Below are 18944 nucleotides of genomic sequence, written 5' to 3'. Positions count from 1 at the left end.
CCGACTCCTCCCGCTCGCACTACTCGCCGGTAATAGCCCCTGACCTGGGGTCATGTCCGCCATATGGACGAGATGTTCCACTTCTCGGGATCTCCGGCATCATGTAACCTGCACGAAATCGCAGAGGGCCAACGTCGTCCCTATTGCACGAAGCTCATTGCTCAAGACGACGACGGGAGAGCCGATGCTGTCTGCATCCATGCACTCCGCCAACGAGCCCCAGGCCGGCGCCGCCCGCCCGCCGTACGCGCTCGTTCCGGATGCGCGACCTGCTGCTCAGGGCCTGTACGACCCGAGGAACGAGCACGACGCCTGTGGCGTCGGCTTCGTCGCCACGCTGACCGGCATCGCCGACCACACGATCGTCGAGCAGGCGCTCACCGTCCTGCGCAACCTGGAGCACCGGGGTGCCACCGGCGCCGAGCCGGACTCCGGTGACGGCGCGGGCATCCTGACCCAGGTCCCCGACGCCTTCCTGCGCGCCAAGGTCTCCTTCGAGCTGCCCGCCGCCGGCTCCTACGCGGTCGGCATCGCCTTCCTGCCCGACGAGGACGCGGCCGCCGCCGCCGCCGTCGCGCAGATCGAGGCCATCGCCGCGGAGGAGGACCTCACCGTCCTCGGCTGGCGCGACGTCCCGGTCACCCCCGACCTGCTGGGCGCCACCGCCCGCTCGGTGATGCCGCGCTTCCGCCAGGTGTTCCTGGCCAAGGACGGCAGCGAGGGCATCACCCTCGACCGGCTCGCCTTCGTCGTCCGCAAGCGCTCCGAGCGCGAGGCCGGCGTGTACTTCCCGTCGCTCTCCGCGCGCACCATCGTCTACAAGGGCATGCTGACCACCGGCCAGCTGGAGCCCTTCTTCCCCGACCTGTCGGACCGGCTCTACGCCTCCGCGCTCGGCCTGGTGCACTCGCGCTTCTCCACCAACACCTTCCCGAGCTGGCCGCTCGCCCACCCGTACCGCTTCGTCGCGCACAACGGCGAGATCAACACGGTCAAGGGCAACCGGAACTGGATGACCGCCCGCGAGTCCCAGCTCGCCACCGACCTCATCCCGGCCAACAAGAACGGGCAGGGGCTCGACCGGATCTTCCCGATCTGCACCCCGGACCACTCCGACTCGGCCTCCTTCGACGAGGTCCTGGAGCTGCTCCACCTCGGCGGACGCTCGCTGCCGCACTCGGTGCTGATGATGATCCCGGAGGCGTGGGAGAACCACGCCACCATGGAGCCGGCCCGCCGCGCGTTCTACCAGTACCACTCCAACCTGATGGAGCCCTGGGACGGCCCGGCCTGCGTCACCTTCACCGACGGCACCCAGATCGGCGCCGTGCTGGACCGCAACGGCCTGCGCCCGGCCCGCTACTGGATCACCGAGGACGGCCTGGTCGTCCTCTCCTCCGAGGTCGGCGTGCTCGACATCGAGCAGGAGAAGGTCGCCCGCAAGGGCCGGCTGCAGCCCGGCAAGATGTTCCTCATCGACACCGCGGAGCACCGCATCGTCGAGGACGAGGAGATCAAGTCCGCGCTGGCGTCCGAGCACCCCTACGCGGAGTGGGTCGACGGCGGCCAGATCCAGCTCGCCAAGCTGCCCGAGCGCGAGCACATCGCGCACACCCACGCGTCGGTGACCCGCCGCCAGCAGACCTTCGGGTACACCGAGGAGGAGCTGCGGGTCATCCTCGCGCCGATGGCCCGCACCGGTGGCGAGGCGCTCGGCTCGATGGGCACCGACAGCCCGATCGCGGCGCTCTCCGAGAAGCCGCGGCTGCTGTTCGACTACTTCGTGCAGCTCTTCGCGCAGGTCACCAACCCGCCGCTGGACGCCATCCGCGAGGAGCTCGTCACCTCGCTGCTGAGCAACCTCGGCCCCGAGGGCAACCTGCTGACCGCCGAGGCCGCCTCCTGCCGCTCGGTCGGCATCACCTTCCCGGTGATCGACAACGACGAGCTGGCCAAGCTCGTCCACATCAACCACGACGGGGACCAGCCCGGCCTCAAGGCCGTCACGCTCTCCGGCCTGTACAAGGTCGCCACCGGCGGCGAGGGCCTGGCCGCGCGGCTGGCCGAGATCGCCGCCGAGGCCGACGCCGCGATCGCCGACGGCGCCCGGATCGTGGTGCTCTCGGACCGGCACTCGGACGCCGAGCACGCGCCGATCCCCTCGCTGCTGCTCACCTCCGCGATCCACCACCACCTGATCCGCACCAAGCAGCGCACCCAGGTGTCGCTGCTGGTCGAGGCCGGCGACGTCCGCGAGGTGCACCACGTCGCGCTGCTGATCGGCTACGGCGCCGGCGCGGTCAACCCGTACCTGGCCATGGAGTCCGTCGAGGACCTCGTCGCCCAGGGAGTCTTCATCGAGGGCGTCGAGCCCGAGCGGGCCATCAAGAACCTGATCAAGGCGCTCGGCAAGGGCGTGCTCAAGGTCATGTCCAAGATGGGCATCTCCACCGTCGCCTCCTACCGCGGCGCGCAGGTCTTCGAGGCGATCGGCCTCTCCCAGGAGCTGGTCGGCGCCTACTTCGCGGGCACCACCACCAAGCTCGGCGGCATCGGCCTCGACGAGATCGCCAAGGAGGTGGCCGCCCGCCACGCCAAGGCGTACCCCGCCTCCGGCATCCCCGCCGCGCACCGCGCGCTGGAGATCGGCGGCGAGTACCAGTGGCGCCGCGAGGGCGAGCCGCACCTGTTCGACCCGGACACCGTCTTCCGGCTGCAGCACTCCACCCGCAACCGCCGGTACGACATCTTCAAGCAGTACACCGACCGGGTGAACGAGCAGTCCGAGCGCCTGATGACGCTGCGCGGCCTGTTCCGCCTCGACACCCTCGGCCGCACCCCGATCTCCGTCGACGAGGTCGAGCCGGTCTCCGAGATCGTCAAGCGCTTCTCCACCGGTGCCATGTCCTACGGCTCCATCTCGCTGGAGGCGCACGAGACGCTGGCCATCGCGATGAACCGGCTCGGCGGCAAGTCCAACACCGGTGAGGGCGGCGAGGACCCGGACCGCCTCTACGACCCCGAGCGCCGCTCGGCGATCAAGCAGGTCGCCTCCGGCCGGTTCGGCGTCACCTCCGAGTACCTGGTCAACGCGGACGACATCCAGATCAAGATGGCCCAGGGCGCCAAGCCCGGCGAGGGCGGCCAGCTGCCCGGCCACAAGGTCTACCCGTGGGTCGCCAAGACCCGGCACTCCACCCCGGGTGTCGGCCTGATCTCCCCGCCGCCGCACCACGACATCTACTCCATCGAGGACCTCGCCCAGCTGATCCACGACCTCAAGAACGCCAACCCGGCGGCCCGCATCCACGTGAAGCTGGTCTCCGAGGTCGGCGTCGGCACGGTCGCGGCCGGCGTCTCCAAGGCGCACGCGGACGTCGTGCTGGTCTCCGGCCACGACGGCGGCACCGGCGCCTCGCCGCTCACCTCGCTCAAGCACGCGGGCGGTCCCTGGGAGCTCGGCCTCGCCGAGACCCAGCAGACCCTGCTGCTCAACGGCCTGCGTGACCGCATCGTGGTGCAGACCGACGGCCAGCTGAAGACCGGCCGCGACGTCGTCATCGCCGCGCTGCTGGGCGCCGAGGAGTTCGGCTTCGCCACCGCCCCGCTGGTCGTCTCCGGCTGCATCATGATGCGCGTCTGCCACCTGGACACCTGCCCGGTCGGCGTCGCCACCCAGAACCCGGTGCTGCGCGAGCGCTTCTCCGGCAAGCCCGAGTTCGTCGTCAACTTCTTCGAGTTCATCGCCGAGGAGGTCCGCGAGATCCTCGCCGAGCTGGGCTTCCGCTCGATCGAGGAAGCGGTCGGCCACGCCGAGCACATCAACGCCCAGGCCGCGATCGAGCACTGGAAGGCCGCCGGGCTCGACCTGGCGCCGCTGTTCCACGTCCCCGAGCTGCCCGAGGGCGCGGCCCTGCACCGCACCACCACGCAGGACCACGCGCTCGACAAGGCGCTGGACAACCAGCTGATCGACCTCGCCCAGGACGCCCTGGAGCGCGGCGACGCCGTCCGCATCCAGCTGCCGATCCGCAACGTCAACCGCACGGTCGGCACCATGCTCGGCCACGAGGTGACCAAGCGGTACCGCGGCGAGGGCCTGCCGGAGGGGACCATCGACGTCACCTTCACCGGCTCGGCCGGGCAGTCGTTCGGCGCCTTCCTGCCGAAGGGCATCACGCTGCGCCTGGAGGGCGACGCCAACGACTACGTCGGCAAGGGCCTCTCCGGCGGCGTGGTGATCGTCCGCCCGGCCCGCGAGGCGGCCGCGATCGGCGCCGACGCGCAGAGCCACGTGATCGCCGGCAACACCATCGGCTACGGCGCCACCAGCGGCCGCGTGCACCTGCGCGGCAAGGCCGGCGAGCGCTTCGCCGTCCGCAACTCCGGTGCCACCCTGGTGGTCGAGGGCGTCGGCGACCACGGTCTGGAGTACATGACCGGCGGCCGGGTCGTCATCCTCGGCGAGACCGGGCGCAACCTGGCGGCGGGCATGTCCGGCGGCGTCGCCTACGTGCTGGACCTGCGGCCCGCGAACGTCAACGACGGCATGGTGGGCATCGAGGCCCCGAGTGCCGCCGACCGCGAATGGCTGCGGGAGACCGTGCAGCAGCACTACGAGGAGACCGGCTCCACCGTCGCCGCCGAGCTCCTGGCCGACTGGGGCAGCGGGGTCTCCCGCTTCTCCACGATCATGCCGACCGACTACAAGGCTGTGCTCGCCGCCAAGGACGCCGCTGAGCGCGATGGACTCTCCGAGTCCGAGACCACTCGCAAGATGATGGAGGCGGCACGTGGCTGACCCCAAGGGCTTCCTGACCACCGGCAAGCAGCTGGCCGAGCGCCGGCCCGTGGACGTCCGTCTGCGGGACTGGAACGAGGTCTACGTCGAACGCAGCCTCCTGCCGATCATCAGCAAGCAGGCCGGCCGCTGCATGGACTGCGGCATCCCGTTCTGCCACAACGGCTGCCCGCTCGGGAACCTCATCCCCGAGTGGAACGACCTGGCCTACCGGGACGACTTCGTCGGCGCGATCGAGCGGCTGCACGCGACCAACAACTTCCCGGAGTTCACCGGGCGGCTCTGCCCGGCTCCCTGCGAGTCCGCGTGCGTGCTGGGCATCAACCAGGACGCGGTGACCATCAAGAACGTCGAGGTCACCATCATCGACAAGGCCTGGGACCGGGGCGGCGTCACGCCGCAGATCCCCGAGCGGCTCTCCGGCAAGACGGTCGCCGTGGTGGGCTCCGGCCCGGCCGGCCTGGCCGTCGCCCAGCAGCTCACCCGGGCCGGGCACACCGTGGTGGTGTACGAGCGCGCCGACCGCGTCGGCGGCCTGCTGCGCTACGGCATCCCCGAGTTCAAGATGGAGAAGCGCCACATCAACCGCCGCATCGAGCAGATGCGGGCGGAGGGCACCCGGTTCCGCACCGGTGTCCACGTGGGCGAGGACATCACCGGCCAGCAGCTGCGCGAGCGCTTCGACGCGGTGGTCGTGGCCGCCGGTGCGACGACCGCCCGCGACCTGCCGGTGCCCGGGCGCGAGCTCAAGGGCATCCACCAGGCGATGGAGTACCTGCCGCTGGCCAACAAGGTGCAGGAGGGCGACTTCGTCGACTCGCCGATCAGCGCCAAGGGCAAGCACGTCATCGTCATCGGCGGCGGCGACACCGGCGCGGACTGCCTCGGCACCGCGCTGCGCCAGGGGGCGGCCTCGGTCACCCAGCTGGAGATCATGCCGCGCCCCAGCGACGAGCGCCCCGGCCACCAGCCCTGGCCGACCATGCCGATGACCTACAAGGTCACCTCGGCCCACGAGGAGGGCGGCGAGCGGGTCTACGCCGTCAACACCACCCACTTCACGGGCGACGAGGACGGCAACGTCCAGGAGCTGCACCTGGTCGAGGTCGAGTTCCGGGACGGCCGCTTCGAGCCGGTCCCCGGCACCGAGCGGGCGATCCCGGCCCAGCTGGTCACCCTGGCCATGGGCTTCACCGGCACGGACGTGAAGAACGGCCTGGTCGAGCAGCTTGGCGTCGACCTGGACGCTAGGGGTAATGTGGCCCGGGACGGGAAGTTCGCCACCAATGTCGATGGCGTCTACGTCTGCGGGGACGCCGGTCGTGGCCAGTCGCTGATCGTCTGGGCCATCGCGGAGGGCCGTTCGGCCGCCGCCGCGGTGGACAGGTACCTGGGCGGCAAGACCCCGCTGCCCGCCCCGATCCGCCCGACGGACCGCCCGCTGGTGGTCTGATCCCCGGCCGGACCGCCGGCGGCCACTCCCGCCGGTGGACCCGTCCACCCCCAGAGCGCCCGGCACCGCAACGCCGGGAGTACGAGCCGCTCCTCCCGCCAGTGTCGCCGGGCCAAACGCGGTCCCACGGCGCCTGCCCTCTCCCCGACCAAGTTGAGGGCAGGTGCCGCTTTCGTGCGCCCGCCGCGGTGGCGGTTCAGACCCGGGGCGTCGCCGGGGCGATCGTGACGGTGGGGCGGGGGAGGCCGGGATCGCCGGGCCGGGGCGGCAGCCCCCGCTCGTTCCCCCCGGCGGTGACCGTCAGGACGGCGAACACCAGGGCCGTGAGGGCCAGCACGGTGAGCAGCAGGGCGGCGGGGCTCGGGCGGCGTCGGCGCATGGCGCTTGGACGGGCCGGAGGCCGCGGCGGTTCCGGGCCCCGGCCGCGCGGCGGTCTTCGTGCCTCAGCCGCGCGGCGGCGGTTCTCGGGGCTCAGCCGCGCAGCAGCAGTTCCGCGGCCTCGGTGCGCAGGTAGAGGACGGTGCGGCCGGCGCGGTGGCGGGCGGCCAGGCCCGCTCCGCGCAGGGCCGTGAGGTGGTGCGACACGTTGGCGGCCGACAGGCCGGTCCGGGCGGCGAGTTCGGTGGTCGAGGCGGGTGCGTCGAGTTCGGCGAGCAGCCGGGCCCTGGTCCGCCCGATCACCCGGGCCAGGCCGTCGGGCACGGTGGCGCCGGAGGTCTCCCAGAGCGTGGCCACCCCCCGCGGCGGGTAGACCAGGCCGGGCTGCCAGGGCGGGTTCCGCTGGGAGAAGACGCCCGGCCAGGCGAACACGGTGGGGGCCAGGACCAGGCCCCGCTCGCCGTCCAGCCGTCGCTGCACGTCCACCCGGCGGTGGTCGATCCGCAGGGTGTCGCGCTCCCAGCTCACCTGGGGGTGCAGGTCGGCGAAGAGCGCGGCCGGGCCGCCCGCCGACATCTGGCGGGCCCGCCGCAGGATCTCGCCCTCGGTGAGGCGCTGGATGCGCGGCCAGTGGGGGGCGATCGCCGCCGTCCAGTAGGCCCGCACCTCGGCGGCCAGCCGGGCCGTGCCCGCCTCCGGATCGGCCCGCAGTTCGGCGACCAGTGGCGGGAGTTCCCCGCCGAGCCGGTCGAGGTCCCGGCGGACGACGGCCGGGTCGGTGGCGGCCAGCGCGGCCACCGACTGCTCGATGGTGGGCGAGGAGTGGGTCGGCACCGGGGTCAGGAAGTCCGGTACGTACACCGTGGGCAGCCGGATCAGCTCGGACAGCAGCTCCCAGCCGACGCCCTCCAGCCGCCGCCGGGCCTGCCGCACCCACGGCAGGTGGACGGCGTGCCGGCCCGGCTCCTTCAGCACCTCGACGCTGGTGGCGACCTCGGACAGCGGGGAGCAGGCGAAGCGCGTCCGGGCGAGGTCCTGGGCCGAGAACTCCCAGACGAGCATGGCGGCCTCCGGCGAGGATTCGAGCAGGATGGAATCTCTGGGCAGGGATGATCATGCCCGAGAACCTGGGGCCATGACCACCGCGACCGCCACACCCGCCCCGCTGCGCGACCGACTGGGCCTGCCGGACACCTCCGGCCGGACCGGGCTGGTCGGCGCCCACCTGATCGACAGCCTCGGCACCGGGCTGATCCTCGCCTTCACCCTCGTCTACTTCGCCCGCACCACCGGCCTGGCCGTCGCCGCCGTCGGCGCCGCGATCACCGCCGCCCGGCTGCTCGCCCTGCCCACCGCGATCGGCGTCGGCCCGCTGATCGACCGCTACGGGGCCCGGGTGGTGGCGGCCGCCGGCAACGCGCTCTCCGCGCTCGCCTTCGGCGGCTACCTGCTCGCCCAGCAGCTCTGGCAGATCGTGCTGGTCTGCCTGCTCGCCCAGATCGGCCACGTCGCCTACTGGACCGCCAGCACCGGCCTGGTGGTGCTGGCCTCCGCCGAGGGGGAGCGGACCCGCTGGTTCGCGCTGGTGCAGACGCTGCGCAACGCCGGGCTCGGCCTCGGCGGGGCGCTGGGCGCCCTCCTGGTGGCCGGCGGCGGCACCGGGAGCCTGCGGCTGCTGGTGGCGCTCAACGGCGTCAGCTACGTCGTCGCGACCGTCCTGCTGGCCACCTGGCGGCCGGCCCCGGCGGCCGCGCCGGCGGAGGAGACGGCCCCGGCGGAGGTGGCGGCCCCGGCCGAGGAGGCGGGCGGCTACCGCGCGGTGCTGCGCGACCGCCGGTACCTGCTGCTGGTCGCCGTCAACCTCACCTTCGTCTTCGGCTCGATGATCCTGAGCATGCTGCTCGCCGTCTACCTCACCGAGGGCCTGCACCGCGAGGCCTGGGTGGCCGGTTCGCTGCTGGTGCTCAACGGCCTCCAGGTCGTCCTCACCGGCAACCTGGTGGCCGGGCGGCTGGAGCGGTTCCGGCCGACCAGGGTGCTCACCGCCGCCTCGCTCCTCAACGCCCTCGCCTTCGGCGGCTTCGCCCTGGTGGCCGCCGCCCCCGGCTGGGCCGTCCTCGCCGCGCTCTACGCCGCGATGTTCCTCTACAACCTCGCCGAGACCATGGCCACCCCCTTCCGGGAGGAGCTCAGCGTCTCGCTCGCCGAACCCGGGCTGCGCGGCCGCTACCTGGCGGTCTACCAACTGTCCTGGAACATCGGCCAGGCCGTCGCTCCCGCCCTGCTCACCCTGCTGCTGGGGCGCGGCGCCGCCTGGCCGTGGCTGTTCCTGCTGGTCCTGAGCCTGGCCGCGGTACCCGGGCTGCTACGCCTGGAACGCGATCGCTGACGGACTGTTGTTTGTCCGTGTCAGATGGCAGACTGCGGCCGACGGCCGGGGGGCTGCGCGACGTGCGGAGGGTGACGCGATGAGCATGACTCAGGCAGGCGGAGGTGCCACGGTACGGCGCCTGCTACTGGGGTCCCAACTGCGAAGGCTGCGGGAGGCCAGAGGCGTCAGCCGGGAGGAGGCCGGGTACTCGATCCGCGCCTCCGAGTCGAAGATCAGCCGGATGGAACTCGGCCGGGTCGGCTTCAAGGAGCGGGACGTCGCCGACCTGCTCACGCTGTACGGGGTCGAGGCCGAGCAGGAGCGGGCCTCGGTGCTCGGGCTGGTCCGCGACGCCAACGCGACTTCCTGGTGGCACGGTTACGGCGACGTGCTGCCGGGCTGGTTCCAGACCTACCTCGGCCTGGAGGAGGCCGCCACCGAGATCCGCAGCTACGAGGTGCAGTTCGTCCACGGGCTGCTGCAGACCGCCGACTACGCGCGGGCGGTGATCACCCACGGCGGCCACGTCACCGAGGCCGACGAGGTCGAGCGGCGGGTCGAGGTCCGGCTGAAACGCCAGCGGGTGCTCACCGCCGACCGGGCGCCGCGACTGCTCGCCGTCCTGGACGAGGCCGCACTGCGCCGCCCCTGGGGCGGGCCCGAGCTGATGCGGGCGCAGATCGACCGGCTGCTGGAGCTGACCGAACTGCCCAACGTCGTGCTCCAGGTGATGCCGCTGCGCTTCGGCGGGCTGCGCGCCGAGGGCGGCGCCTTCTCGGTACTGAGCTTCGCCGAACCGGAGCTCGCGGACGTCGTCTACCTGGAGCAGTTCACCACCGCGCTCTACCTGGACAAGCCCGCCGAGGTGGCCGAGTACTCCGGCGCGGCGGACGGTCTGGTGGCCGACAGCCTCACCCCCGAGCTGACCCGGGAACTTCTTCGCTCCGTACGCCAAGAACTGTGAGCCGTCAGTACGATGAGCCCTGATCAGATCTGATCGAGGAGAGCCTGCGGGCTTTCCCGCAGCTTTCCCGAATCAGCACGAGAGGGATCAGATGTCGTACCTTTCCGAGTTGGCGCTGCAGTACATCGACGGCGAGTGGCGGACCGGCAGCGGCTCCTGGGACATCGTCGACGTCGACCCCTACACCGGCGACAAGCTCGCCACCATCACCGTCGCCACCGTCGAGGAGGTCGACCGGGCGTACCGCGCGGCCGAGCGGGCGCAGAAGGAGTGGGCCGCCACCAACCCCTACGCGCGCCGGCTGGTCTTCGAGCGCGCGCTGCGCATCGTCGAGGAGCGCGAGGCGGAGATCACCGAGGCGATCATGGCCGAGCTGGGCGGCACCGCCCTCAAGGCCGGGTTCGAACTCTCCCTCACCAAGGACATGCTGCGCGAGTCGATGCAGCTGTCGCTGCGCGCCGAGGGCCGGCTGCTGCCCTCGCCGGTGGAGGGCAAGGAGAACCGCCTGTACCGCCTCCCGGTCGGGGTGGTCGGTGTGATCAGCCCGTTCAACTTCCCGCTGTTCCTGTCGCTGAAGGCGGTCGCGCCGGCCCTCGCGCTCGGCAACGGCGTGGTGCTCAAGCCGCACCAGGAGACCCCGGTGGTCGGTGGCACGCTGATCGCCAGGATCTTCGAGGAGGCGGGCCTGCCGGCCGGTCTGCTGAACGTCGTCATCACCGACATCGCCGAGATCGGGGACGCCTTCATCGAGCACCCCGTCCCCAAGGTGATCTCCTTCACCGGCTCGGACAAGGTCGGCCGGCACGTCGCCACCGTCGCCGCCTCGCACTTCAAGCGCACGGTGCTGGAGCTCGGCGGCAACAGCGCGCTGATCGTGCTCGACGACGCCGACCTGGACTACGCGGTCGACGCCGCGGTGTTCAGCCGCTTCGCCCACCAGGGCCAGGTCTGCATGGCGGCCAACCGGGTGCTGGTCGACCGCAGCGTCGAGGCGGAGTTCACCGAGCGGTTCGTCCGCAAGGTCGCCACGCTGCGGGTCGGCGACCCGAAGGACCCGGCCACCCAGATCGGCCCGCTGATCAACCCGGTGCAGGCCGACGCCATCACCGCCCAGGTCGACCAGGCGATCGCCGGCGGGGCCACCGCCCTGCTGCGCGGTGAGACCAACGGCAGCCTGATGGACCCGGTCGTGCTCGGCGGCCTGCCGGCCGGCGCGCCGATCCTGCAGCGCGAACTCTTCGGCCCGGTCGTCCTGGTGGTGCCGTTCGACGGTGAGGACGAGGCGGTCCGGATCGCCAACGACACCCCCTTCGGGCTCAGCGGCGCCGTGCACACGGCCGACGTGGAGCGCGGTGTGCGGGTGGCGCAGCGGATCGAGACCGGCATGATCCACGTCAACGACGGGACCATCGCCGACGAGGCCGTGGTGCCGTTCGGCGGCGAGAAGAACTCCGGGGTGGGCCGCCTCAACGGCGAGTCCACGGTGGACGCCTTCACCACGGTGAAGTGGATCTCCATCCAGCACGGGCGCAGCCGCTTCCCGTTCTGACCCCTCGGGCCCGCCGGGCCGGACGCGGGCGCCCTGCCACCCGGACCACCGGTGGCGGGGGCCCCGCCCGCCGCGCGGGCGCCCGGGCTCAGCGGGGGTAGCGGATCAGCTCGGTGGTGGTGAGCTCGAAGGCGAACGGCTCCGGGACGGGCACCCGGTCGCCGAACCCGCCGCTCCACCGGCGGCGGTAGACGCCGTTGCCGGGTTCGGAGTGGAGGGTGAGCGTGCCGTCGCGCGGGTCGATCACCAGGTACAGCGGGATCTGCATCAGCGGGTAGTCGCGGACCTTGCCGACCAGGTCGTTCTCCGGATTCGAGGGCGAGACGATCTCGACCGCGATCGCCGCCAGCTCTGCCGGGACGTCGTTGCCGGCGAGCTCGACCACCGAGACCGGGATGTAGGTGAGGTCCGGATTGCGCAGCTTGCCGACGTTCGGCGAGGCGAGGTCGGTGTTCTCGCTGGGCATCAGGTCGGACGGCCGGTGCGCGTCGAACTGCTCCCGGACGATCAGCAGGTTGCGTTGGTGGATCACCGACGGCCCCGCCATCATGATGATCTCGTCGCCGGAGATCTCGATCTTCCACCCCGACGGCGGAGTCAGGCCCTGCGCGTACGCCAGGAGCTGGGCATGTCGTTCGGGGACACGGAACTCGGTCATGCCGCCATCCTCCCACCGCGACGGGCCCGCCGGGCCGGACGCGGGCGCCCCGCCACCGGGGAAGGGGTGGCGGGGCGGTCGCGGCGGTCGTGGGGCGGGCGGGGTCAGAACACCGGGCGGCCGGCCCGGACCAGGCGCCAGGACTCGGCGGCGAAGTCGGCCGGGTCGATGACGCCCCGGGCCTTCACCCAGGCGATCATCGCGTTGCGGATCTCGTCCGAGTTGGCCCACACCTTCGGGGCGGCCGCGACGTGCGGGAAGTTGCCGCCGCCGTTGGCACGGTAGTTGTTCACCGCGAGGACGAACTGGGCGGCGGGGTCGACCGGCTTGCCCTCGAAGGTGAGGTTGACGATCCGCGAGCCGGCCGGCTGGGCGATGTCGATGTCGTAGCCCAGGCCGTACACCGAGTCGTAGTTGTAGTCCGGGGTGTTCTGCGCGTTGGTCAGGGTGGCCTTGTCGACCGGCGCGTCCGGGGCGAGCTGGTTGTAGTACCGGGCCGAGAACTCCAGGTAGTCCTTGAGCTGGGCGCCCGTCAGGATGCGGGCCTCCAGGGTGTTCTCGTAGATGTACAGGCCCGCCGCGTCGCGCAGCTTGACCTGGCCGGACGGGATCACGGCGGTGCGGTTGAAGGGCGCGGCCTGCGCGAGCACCGGCAGCTTGGCGTACTGGCCGCCGGCCAGCGCCTCCTTGACCACGTCGGCCTGGACGCGGCCGATCAGGTCGATGATCGGGACGTCCCGGAACGGCGCCTCGGCGATCGACAGCTCGATCTTCGCGGTGCCGATGACCTGGTTGACGTACTCGACCACCTTCTTGTGCTGGTCGGTCATCAGGCCGACGATCTCCGGGTCCTCCGGGACGGTGTTGGAGTTCAGCACCCGGGAGGAGAGCGAGACCACCTTCCAGGCGCCGTTGTCCAGCTCCACCTCGAAGTCGAAGCAGGTCAGCCGCTGGCCCCAGCAGAGCGGCTCGGAGAGCACGACCGTCCGGCCGGTCTCCTTGTTGACGACCAGCCGCTGCGGGATCTCCTTGTGCGCGTGGCCCACCAGGACGGCGTCGATGCCCGCGACCTGCTCGGCCAGCGCGACCGAGGCGTTCTCCGCCCACGGCAGCTGGTCGCCGTAGGAGGTGGCCTCGTCCATGCCGGAGTGGCAGGCCACCACGACGACGTCCGCGCCGGCCGCGCGGACCTTGGGCACCCAGACCTTCGCGGTCTCCACGATGCCGGGGAAGGTCATCTTGCCGGCGACGTTAGCCTTGTCCCAGATCGCGATGCCCGGGTTGGTCAGGCCCAGGATGCCGACCTTGAGGGCCGGGCCGTTGCCCAGCCGCAGCTTGCGGATCACGTACGGCGGGAAGGCCGGCTTGTCGGTGCGGGCGTTCAGCGCGTTGGCGCCCAGCAGCGGGAAGTCCAGCTGCTCCTCGTAGGCGCGCAGGGTGTCGATGCCGTAGTTGAACTCGTGGTTGCCGAGCGCCGCGGCCGTGTACTCCATGGTGTTCATGGCGAGCGCCATCGGGTGCTCGGGCGCGGTGTCTGCCTCGGTGGCGATCGGGTCGACCCGGGCGTAGTAGTAGGTCAGCTGGGTGCCCTGGATGGTGTCGCCGGCGTCGATCAGCAGGGTGCGGTCCCAGCCCTTCTCCTCGCGGACCTGCTTGGCCAGCGTGGAGATCTTGGCGAGGCCGACCTCGTTGTGCGCCTTGTCGGCGTAGACCGCGTCGGTGAAGTAGTCCCAGTTGAGCACCCGGCCGTGCAGGTCGGTGGTGCCCATGACCGTGAAGGCCTGCTTCTTGGCCCGCCCCTTGGCGCGGGCCTCGTCCGGGCCCGCCGCCGCGGCGGGCGTGGCGGCGACGAGGCCGGCGCCGCCGGCCAGGGCGGCGCCGGCGGCGGTGGCGGCGGACCGGGCGACGAAGTCACGACGGTTCAGAGGCATGGACGGCTCTCCCGGGTGGGGACGGCGAATGGGTCGTCAGGTGTGGTGACGCGCGTAGAGGTACGCGCGTAGAAGTGTGCCGCGCGACCCGGCCGATGGGTAGCCCCGAAACGTTTCCAGCAGGTGAGATCTTGGCGACTCGTTCGTGACACCGCCGCACCGGCATCGCGCACCGTACCCGCCGCGGCCGCGGAACAGGTCACCCGCCGCGGCCGGAAAAGCGGCCACCCGCCGCGCCGGCGGACGGACGCGGCGGGCGGGTGGCCGAAGGACGGGCGCGGGGCCTAGATGTACCCCTCGCGGACCGCGTGGGCGACCGCGTGGGCCCGATTGCGCAACTGCAGCCGGGTCGTCAACCCGTGCAGGACGTTCTTGACCGTGCGCTCGGAGTACGACAACCGGGCCGCGATCTCACCCGTGTCCCAGCCCTCGGCGACCAGCCGCAGCACGTCCGACTCCCGCTCGGACAGCCCCGACGGCGCATGGCCCGGCATCCCCTGGACGCTCCGCTGCAACCGGCCCACCTGGCTGATCAGCCGCCCCAGCAGGTCCGCCGGCAGATCACCGTCACCCCGGGCCGCCGCCAGCACCGCCCGGCCCAGCCGCTCGGCGGTGGCCTCCCGGCGCCAGATGATCGCGGCCACGCCGCACTCCACCGCCTCCAGCAGCTCGGCCTCGCGCATCCGCTCGACGACCAGCACCACCCGCTGCTCGGCACCGCGCACCAGCCGCCGCAGGTTCGCCATCACGGCGGCGTCCGCCGACTCGGCCAGCAGCACGGTGACCGCCCCCGGTGTGGTCGGCGCACCCGGCGCCGGATCCAACAGCTCCAGCCCCGGGTGACGGCGCAGCTGCGCCTCCGCCCCGGCCCGCGAGATCGGGTCCGCGGCCTGGACGACGACGCTGGTCCGGCCACCGCTGGACGGGGGAGCGGCGGACGGGGCGACGTGCCGGGCGGACATCGGACGCTGCGGCGGCACCATCCGCTGGCCCGCCGACGCGGGAGCGTGCCTGGGCACGGCCCGGCGTTCGTGGTCGGTGTGCAGGACAGTCAAGCTGGCCCCCTCCTGGAAAATCCCCGGCTCGCGGCCGGACGGCCGGTGCGCCGCGTCCAGGCCCTTGCAGGGCCCGGCGGGCACAGGCGTGCGGCGTGCGATGCGGGAACGACGACGGCCCCCCGGTAGGCTCCATGGTCCCCGCCACGGGCGGCCACGGCCATCGTGGTCCACCACGAGATCGGCCACCCGACGGCAACGGAGCAGCGCAGCGCCGCGCGGACACGCGGACGACGGGCGCGGCCCCGGCCCGGGCGGGGGCGGTGCGGGGCGCGGAGGGCAGCCGGACGGATCGGGCGGGGGTGGGGTGCGGAGCGGCTCCGAAAGGGGTGCGACGAGAATCACAGCTCTAACCGAGCCGCTGACACGGCGTCAAGCCGTTTCCCTGCACAACGGGGAAAAGTGCCCGTCCGGTCATCGGCGGGCGTCGCGGGAGGGAAGCAGATGAGTACCGTCAGGACGCGCCGACACCAGCAGGACCGGACCGTCGCCGCACCACCGCACCTCGCGGCCCGCGACCCCCAGCTGCGCCGGATCGCCGCCCTCGCCACCCGTGCCCGGACCGGCACCGGCGGCGTCCTACTGGTCACCGGCGCCGCCGGCACCGGCCGCAGCGCCCTGCTCGCCGAAGCCGCCCGCCGCGAGGCCGCCCACGGCACCACCGTGCTGTGGGCCCGCTGCTCCGTCGACGAGGCCACCACCCCCTACGCCGCCGCCCGCCAGCTGTTCGAGGCCGCCCCCGGCCAGGGCACACCGCCCCCCGGGGCCGGCCGCACCGCCCCCGGCACCGGCACCGACACCGACACCGACCTCTGGGCCCTGCTGCGCCTGCACGCCGCCCACAGCCCCGTCCTGCTCGCCGTCGACGACATCCACCTCGCCGACCGGCCCTCCCGGGACTGGCTGCTCCAGCTCGCCCGCCGGATCGACCGGCTGCCCGTCCTCCTGCTGGCCACCGAACGCCGCCAGAGCGCCCTCGGCAGCCCGCCCGCCCGCTTCGGCCGCGGCCTGCCCCCCGGACTGGCCGACACCACCCGGCTCGACCCCCTCGACACCACCGCCGCCACCCGGCTCGCCGAACTCCACCTCGGCCTCGGCGCCCCGCCCGCCCTCGCCGACGACTGCGTCCGCGCCACCGGCGGCAACCCGCTGCTGCTCACCGCACTCCTCGCCGACCTGCGCGACCACCCCGACGAGTGCTGCCCCGCCGCCTTCACCGCCCTGCCCGCCCCGCCCGCCCTCGTCGCCCTCCCGGCCCTGCCCGCGCCCCGCGCCCTCACCACCCTCCGCGCCCTGCCCGACAGCTGCGCCCGGATGCCCGGCGGCGCCTTCCCCGAGGCCGTCGAACAGTGGCTGCGCGGCGGCGGCGACCGCGCCCTCACCGCCGCCCGCGTCCTCGCCCGGATGCAGGAACACCCCGCCGCCCGCACCGCCCCCCTGCCCGGCGCCGGGGACTTCGACCCGGTACCGATGCTCGCCGAACTCGCCGGCGCCGACCCCGACCAGATCACCGGCTGGCTCGCCGAGCTCACCACCCAGAAGCTGCTCGACGACCCCGGCCCCGGCCGCTGGCCCCGCTTCGCCCACCCGCTGCTCACCGACGCCGTCCTGGCCGGCCACGAACCCGGCCACCGCGCCCGCGTCCACCGCGCCGCCGCCGAGTTCCTGCACCGCACCGGAGCACCCGATGAACGCGTCGCCGGACACCTCCTGCTCACCCCCGCCCCCGCCCCGCGCTGGGCCGCGGAAGCCCTGCGCCGCGCCGCCCGCAAGGCCGCCGAGGCCGACCGCCCCGAGGACGCCGTCACCCTGCTGCGCCGGGTCCTCACCGAGCCGCTCAACGACCGCCGGCGCGGCCTGCTGCTCACCGAGCTCGGCGGCCTGGAGGTCACCCTCGGCCCGGCCGAGCGCACCGCGGGCGTCCGCCACCTCGCCGAGGCCGTGCACCTCCAGCAGTCCGACGAAGGCGTCTTCCAGACCGCCAACACGCTCGGCGCCGTACTGGCCGCCCGCGGCGACGCCCCCGCGGCGCTGGAGCTGATGGAGGAACTGGCCGAACGCTTCGCCGACCGCGACGACCTCGTCCACGCCGTCCAGGCCGCCGCCGCACTGATCGCCGCGCACGACGGCCACAGCTGGCTCCAGGTGGTCGAGGGCGTCCAGCGGTTCGCCGCCCGCACCCAGCACCGGCTCGCACCGCCCGCGTACGCGCTGCTCACCGAGTTCGACTCGACCAGCGGGGTGCTCTCCGCGGCCGAGGTCGCCGCCCGGGTCAAGGACCTGCTCGACGCCCCGGTCGACCCGCTCTGCCGCTCCTACGTCCTGGTCTCCGCCGCCACCCTGGCCCAGTGGGCGGACCTGCTGCCCGAGGCGGACCGGCTGGTGGCGCGCGGCCTGGCCGCGTACCGGGGGCCCTCGCTGGACCCCGGCTACCAGTGCCTGCTGAGCGTGCGCGCCGAGAGCCGGGTGATGCGCGGCGAGTACCAGGCGCTGCTCGACGACCTCGCGCTGACCGGATCGTCCGCCGCGTCGGCCGCCGCCGCGTCCGCGCCCGCCGCCTGCGCGGGGCCCGCCGCGCTCCCGGGACCGGCGCCCGCCCCCGCCCAGGCGGCCCCGCCCGCCCCCGCCCAGGCCGTCCGTCAGGGGCTGCGGACCGGCGCCCGCGGCCGGTCCGGCGGCGAGAGCGCCGAGCGGCCCGAACGCCACGAGCGCTCCGTCTGGTCCTGGTGGTGCGGGACACCGGCGGACACCGGCCCGGGCGCCACCGGACCGGGCCACCCGGGCGCCTGCGCCCCGGGCACCGCGGACCCGCACCTCGCGGACCGCGACGTCACCACCCCGGGCGCCGCGACCGCGCCCGGAGAACCGGCCGAAGCCGACGCGCAGGCCCCCGCCACCTACGCCGGCCTGCTCGGCCAGCAGAACGCCCACCTCGTCGCCCAGGCCGTCATCGCCCTCACCGAGACCGGCCGCTACTGGCAGGCCCACGGCCTCGCCCGCGCCGTCGCCGCGGACCGCGCCCAGGGCTCCTGGGAGTGGAACGAGTACCTGTACGCCCGCGGCCTGCTCCGACTCGCCACCGGCGAACCGGCCGAAGCCCTCGTCGACCTGATGGAATGCGGCCGCCGCCAAGGCGAACGGCACGTCCTCAGCCCCATCGTCACCCCCTGGCGCTCCGCCGCCGCCGACTGCCACATCGCCCTCGGCGAACCCGGCCCGGCCGTCGCCCTCGCCGAGGAGGAACTGCGGCTCGCCCGGATCTGGGGCACCCCGCGCACCGTCGGCCGCGCCCTGCGCGCCCTCGGCGCCGCCACCGGCGGCCGCCACGGACTCGACCTCGCCGCCGAGGCCGTCGAGCTCCTGCGCACCGCCGAGATCGAGACCGAACTCATCCCCGCACTGATCACCCACGGCCGCCTGCTCGCCGACGGCGGCCGCCGCGGCGCCGCCCGCCGCGCCCTGCGCGAGGCCGCCGGCCGCGCCGAACGGCTCGGCGCGATACGACTGCGGGCCGTCGCGGTCGAGGCGCTCCGCGCCAGCGGCGCCCGGCGCGGCCGCGGCGAGCACGCCGGCGCCGAGGCACTCACCGACAGCGAACTGCGGATCTGCCGCCTGGCCACGGCCGGACACTCCAACGCCGAGATCGCCGCCATGCTGCACCTGGCCGTCCGGACCGTCGAGACCCACCTGACCAACAGCTTCCGCAAGCTCGGCGTCCGCCGCCGGGCGGAACTCGCCGGCGCCCTGGAGACGTGACCGGCCCGCGCCGGCACCCGGCGCGGGC

General features: G+C 73.4%; 11 protein-coding genes. 6 read left to right on the top strand and 5 right to left on the bottom strand.

Features of this window, described 5'->3' with window-relative positions:
- Positions 1 to 199: 199 nt before the first annotated feature.
- On the top strand, positions 200 to 4801 hold the full coding sequence (gene gltB, locus ABZ495_RS03895; protein WP_359834394.1) for a glutamate synthase large subunit: 4602 nt from the start codon (positions 200 to 202) through the stop codon (positions 4799 to 4801).
- Entirely contained in the window at positions 4794 to 6254 is a 1461-nt protein-coding gene (locus ABZ495_RS03890) for a glutamate synthase subunit beta (protein WP_359834302.1), read from the top strand. The genes gltB and ABZ495_RS03890 overlap by 8 nt, the downstream gene beginning before the upstream one ends.
- 196 nt (positions 6255 to 6450) lie before the next feature.
- On the opposite strand, the gene ABZ495_RS03885 is transcribed toward ABZ495_RS03890, so the two are convergent.
- Entirely contained in the window at positions 6451 to 6633 is a 183-nt protein-coding gene (locus ABZ495_RS03885; protein WP_359834300.1) for a hypothetical protein, read from the bottom strand.
- Between the two features lie 92 nt (positions 6634 to 6725).
- Complete coding sequence (locus tag ABZ495_RS03880) at positions 6726 to 7694, bottom strand: DUF5937 family protein (protein ID WP_359834298.1); 969 nt, start codon at positions 7692 to 7694, stop codon at positions 6726 to 6728.
- 73 nt (positions 7695 to 7767) lie between these two features.
- Between ABZ495_RS03880 and ABZ495_RS03875 the strand changes: the two genes are divergently transcribed.
- The 3 genes from ABZ495_RS03875 (at position 7768) to ABZ495_RS03865 (ending at position 11516) form a co-directional block, all read left to right on the top strand.
- The gene (locus tag ABZ495_RS03875; protein WP_359834296.1) at positions 7768 to 9021 is read left to right on the top strand and encodes an MFS transporter; all 1254 of its coding nucleotides are present in this window, start codon (positions 7768 to 7770) and stop codon (positions 9019 to 9021) included.
- 79 nt (positions 9022 to 9100) lie between these two features.
- Positions 9101 to 9967, top strand: coding sequence for a helix-turn-helix transcriptional regulator (locus ABZ495_RS03870; RefSeq protein ID WP_359802450.1), 867 nt, complete (start codon positions 9101 to 9103; stop codon positions 9965 to 9967).
- A gap of 91 nt (positions 9968 to 10058) precedes the next feature.
- The gene (locus ABZ495_RS03865; protein WP_329487198.1) at positions 10059 to 11516 is read left to right on the top strand and encodes an aldehyde dehydrogenase family protein; all 1458 of its coding nucleotides are present in this window, start codon (positions 10059 to 10061) and stop codon (positions 11514 to 11516) included.
- Between the two features lie 88 nt (positions 11517 to 11604).
- Here the strand turns inward: ABZ495_RS03865 and ABZ495_RS03860 are convergent, their stop codons facing one another.
- From ABZ495_RS03860 to ABZ495_RS03850, 3 genes are all read right to left on the bottom strand, one after another.
- A complete protein-coding gene (locus ABZ495_RS03860; RefSeq protein WP_359834294.1) occupies positions 11605 to 12174 on the bottom strand; it encodes a Uma2 family endonuclease in 570 nt (189 codons plus the stop codon).
- Positions 12175 to 12278: 104 nt separating this feature from the next.
- Positions 12279 to 14105 (bottom strand): 5'-nucleotidase C-terminal domain-containing protein, encoded by a 1827-nt coding sequence (locus tag ABZ495_RS03855; RefSeq protein ID WP_359802444.1) that lies wholly within the window; start codon positions 14103 to 14105, stop codon positions 12279 to 12281.
- A gap of 284 nt (positions 14106 to 14389) precedes the next feature.
- Positions 14390 to 15067, bottom strand: a complete 678-nt coding sequence (locus tag ABZ495_RS03850) for a response regulator transcription factor (protein ID WP_329492076.1) — start codon at positions 15065 to 15067, stop codon at positions 14390 to 14392.
- A 537-nt stretch (positions 15068 to 15604) separates the two neighbouring features.
- On the opposite strand from ABZ495_RS03850, the gene ABZ495_RS03845 reads away from it, so the two are divergent.
- Positions 15605 to 18916, top strand: a complete 3312-nt coding sequence (locus ABZ495_RS03845) for an AAA family ATPase (protein WP_359834292.1) — start codon at positions 15605 to 15607, stop codon at positions 18914 to 18916.
- Positions 18917 to 18944: the final 28 nt, after the last annotated feature.

It is taken from the genome of Kitasatospora sp. NPDC005748 (assembly GCF_040630735.1).
Taxonomy (GTDB): Bacteria; Actinomycetota; Actinomycetes; order Streptomycetales; family Streptomycetaceae; genus Kitasatospora.
This window is presented reverse-complemented; position numbering and strand designations above follow the sequence as displayed.

Coding starts and splice junctions, on each gene's coding strand:
- ABZ495_RS03880 (WP_359834298.1), bottom strand. CDS start 7,694: ATGCTCGTCTGGGAGTTCTCGGCCCAGGACCTCGCCCGGACGCGCTTC.
- ABZ495_RS03885 (WP_359834300.1), bottom strand. CDS start 6,633: ATGCGCCGACGCCGCCCGAGCCCCGCCGCCCTGCTGCTCACCGTGCTG.
- ABZ495_RS03870 (WP_359802450.1), top strand. CDS start 9,101: ATGAGCATGACTCAGGCAGGCGGAGGTGCCACGGTACGGCGCCTGCTA.
- ABZ495_RS03865 (WP_329487198.1), top strand. CDS start 10,059: ATGTCGTACCTTTCCGAGTTGGCGCTGCAGTACATCGACGGCGAGTGG.
- ABZ495_RS03845 (WP_359834292.1), top strand. CDS start 15,605: ATGAGTACCGTCAGGACGCGCCGACACCAGCAGGACCGGACCGTCGCC.
- ABZ495_RS03855 (WP_359802444.1), bottom strand. CDS start 14,105: ATGCCTCTGAACCGTCGTGACTTCGTCGCCCGGTCCGCCGCCACCGCC.
- ABZ495_RS03860 (WP_359834294.1), bottom strand. CDS start 12,174: ATGACCGAGTTCCGTGTCCCCGAACGACATGCCCAGCTCCTGGCGTAC.
- ABZ495_RS03850 (WP_329492076.1), bottom strand. CDS start 15,067: ATGTCCGCCCGGCACGTCGCCCCGTCCGCCGCTCCCCCGTCCAGCGGT.
- gltB (WP_359834394.1), top strand. CDS start 200: ATGCACTCCGCCAACGAGCCCCAGGCCGGCGCCGCCCGCCCGCCGTAC.
- ABZ495_RS03875 (WP_359834296.1), top strand. CDS start 7,768: ATGACCACCGCGACCGCCACACCCGCCCCGCTGCGCGACCGACTGGGC.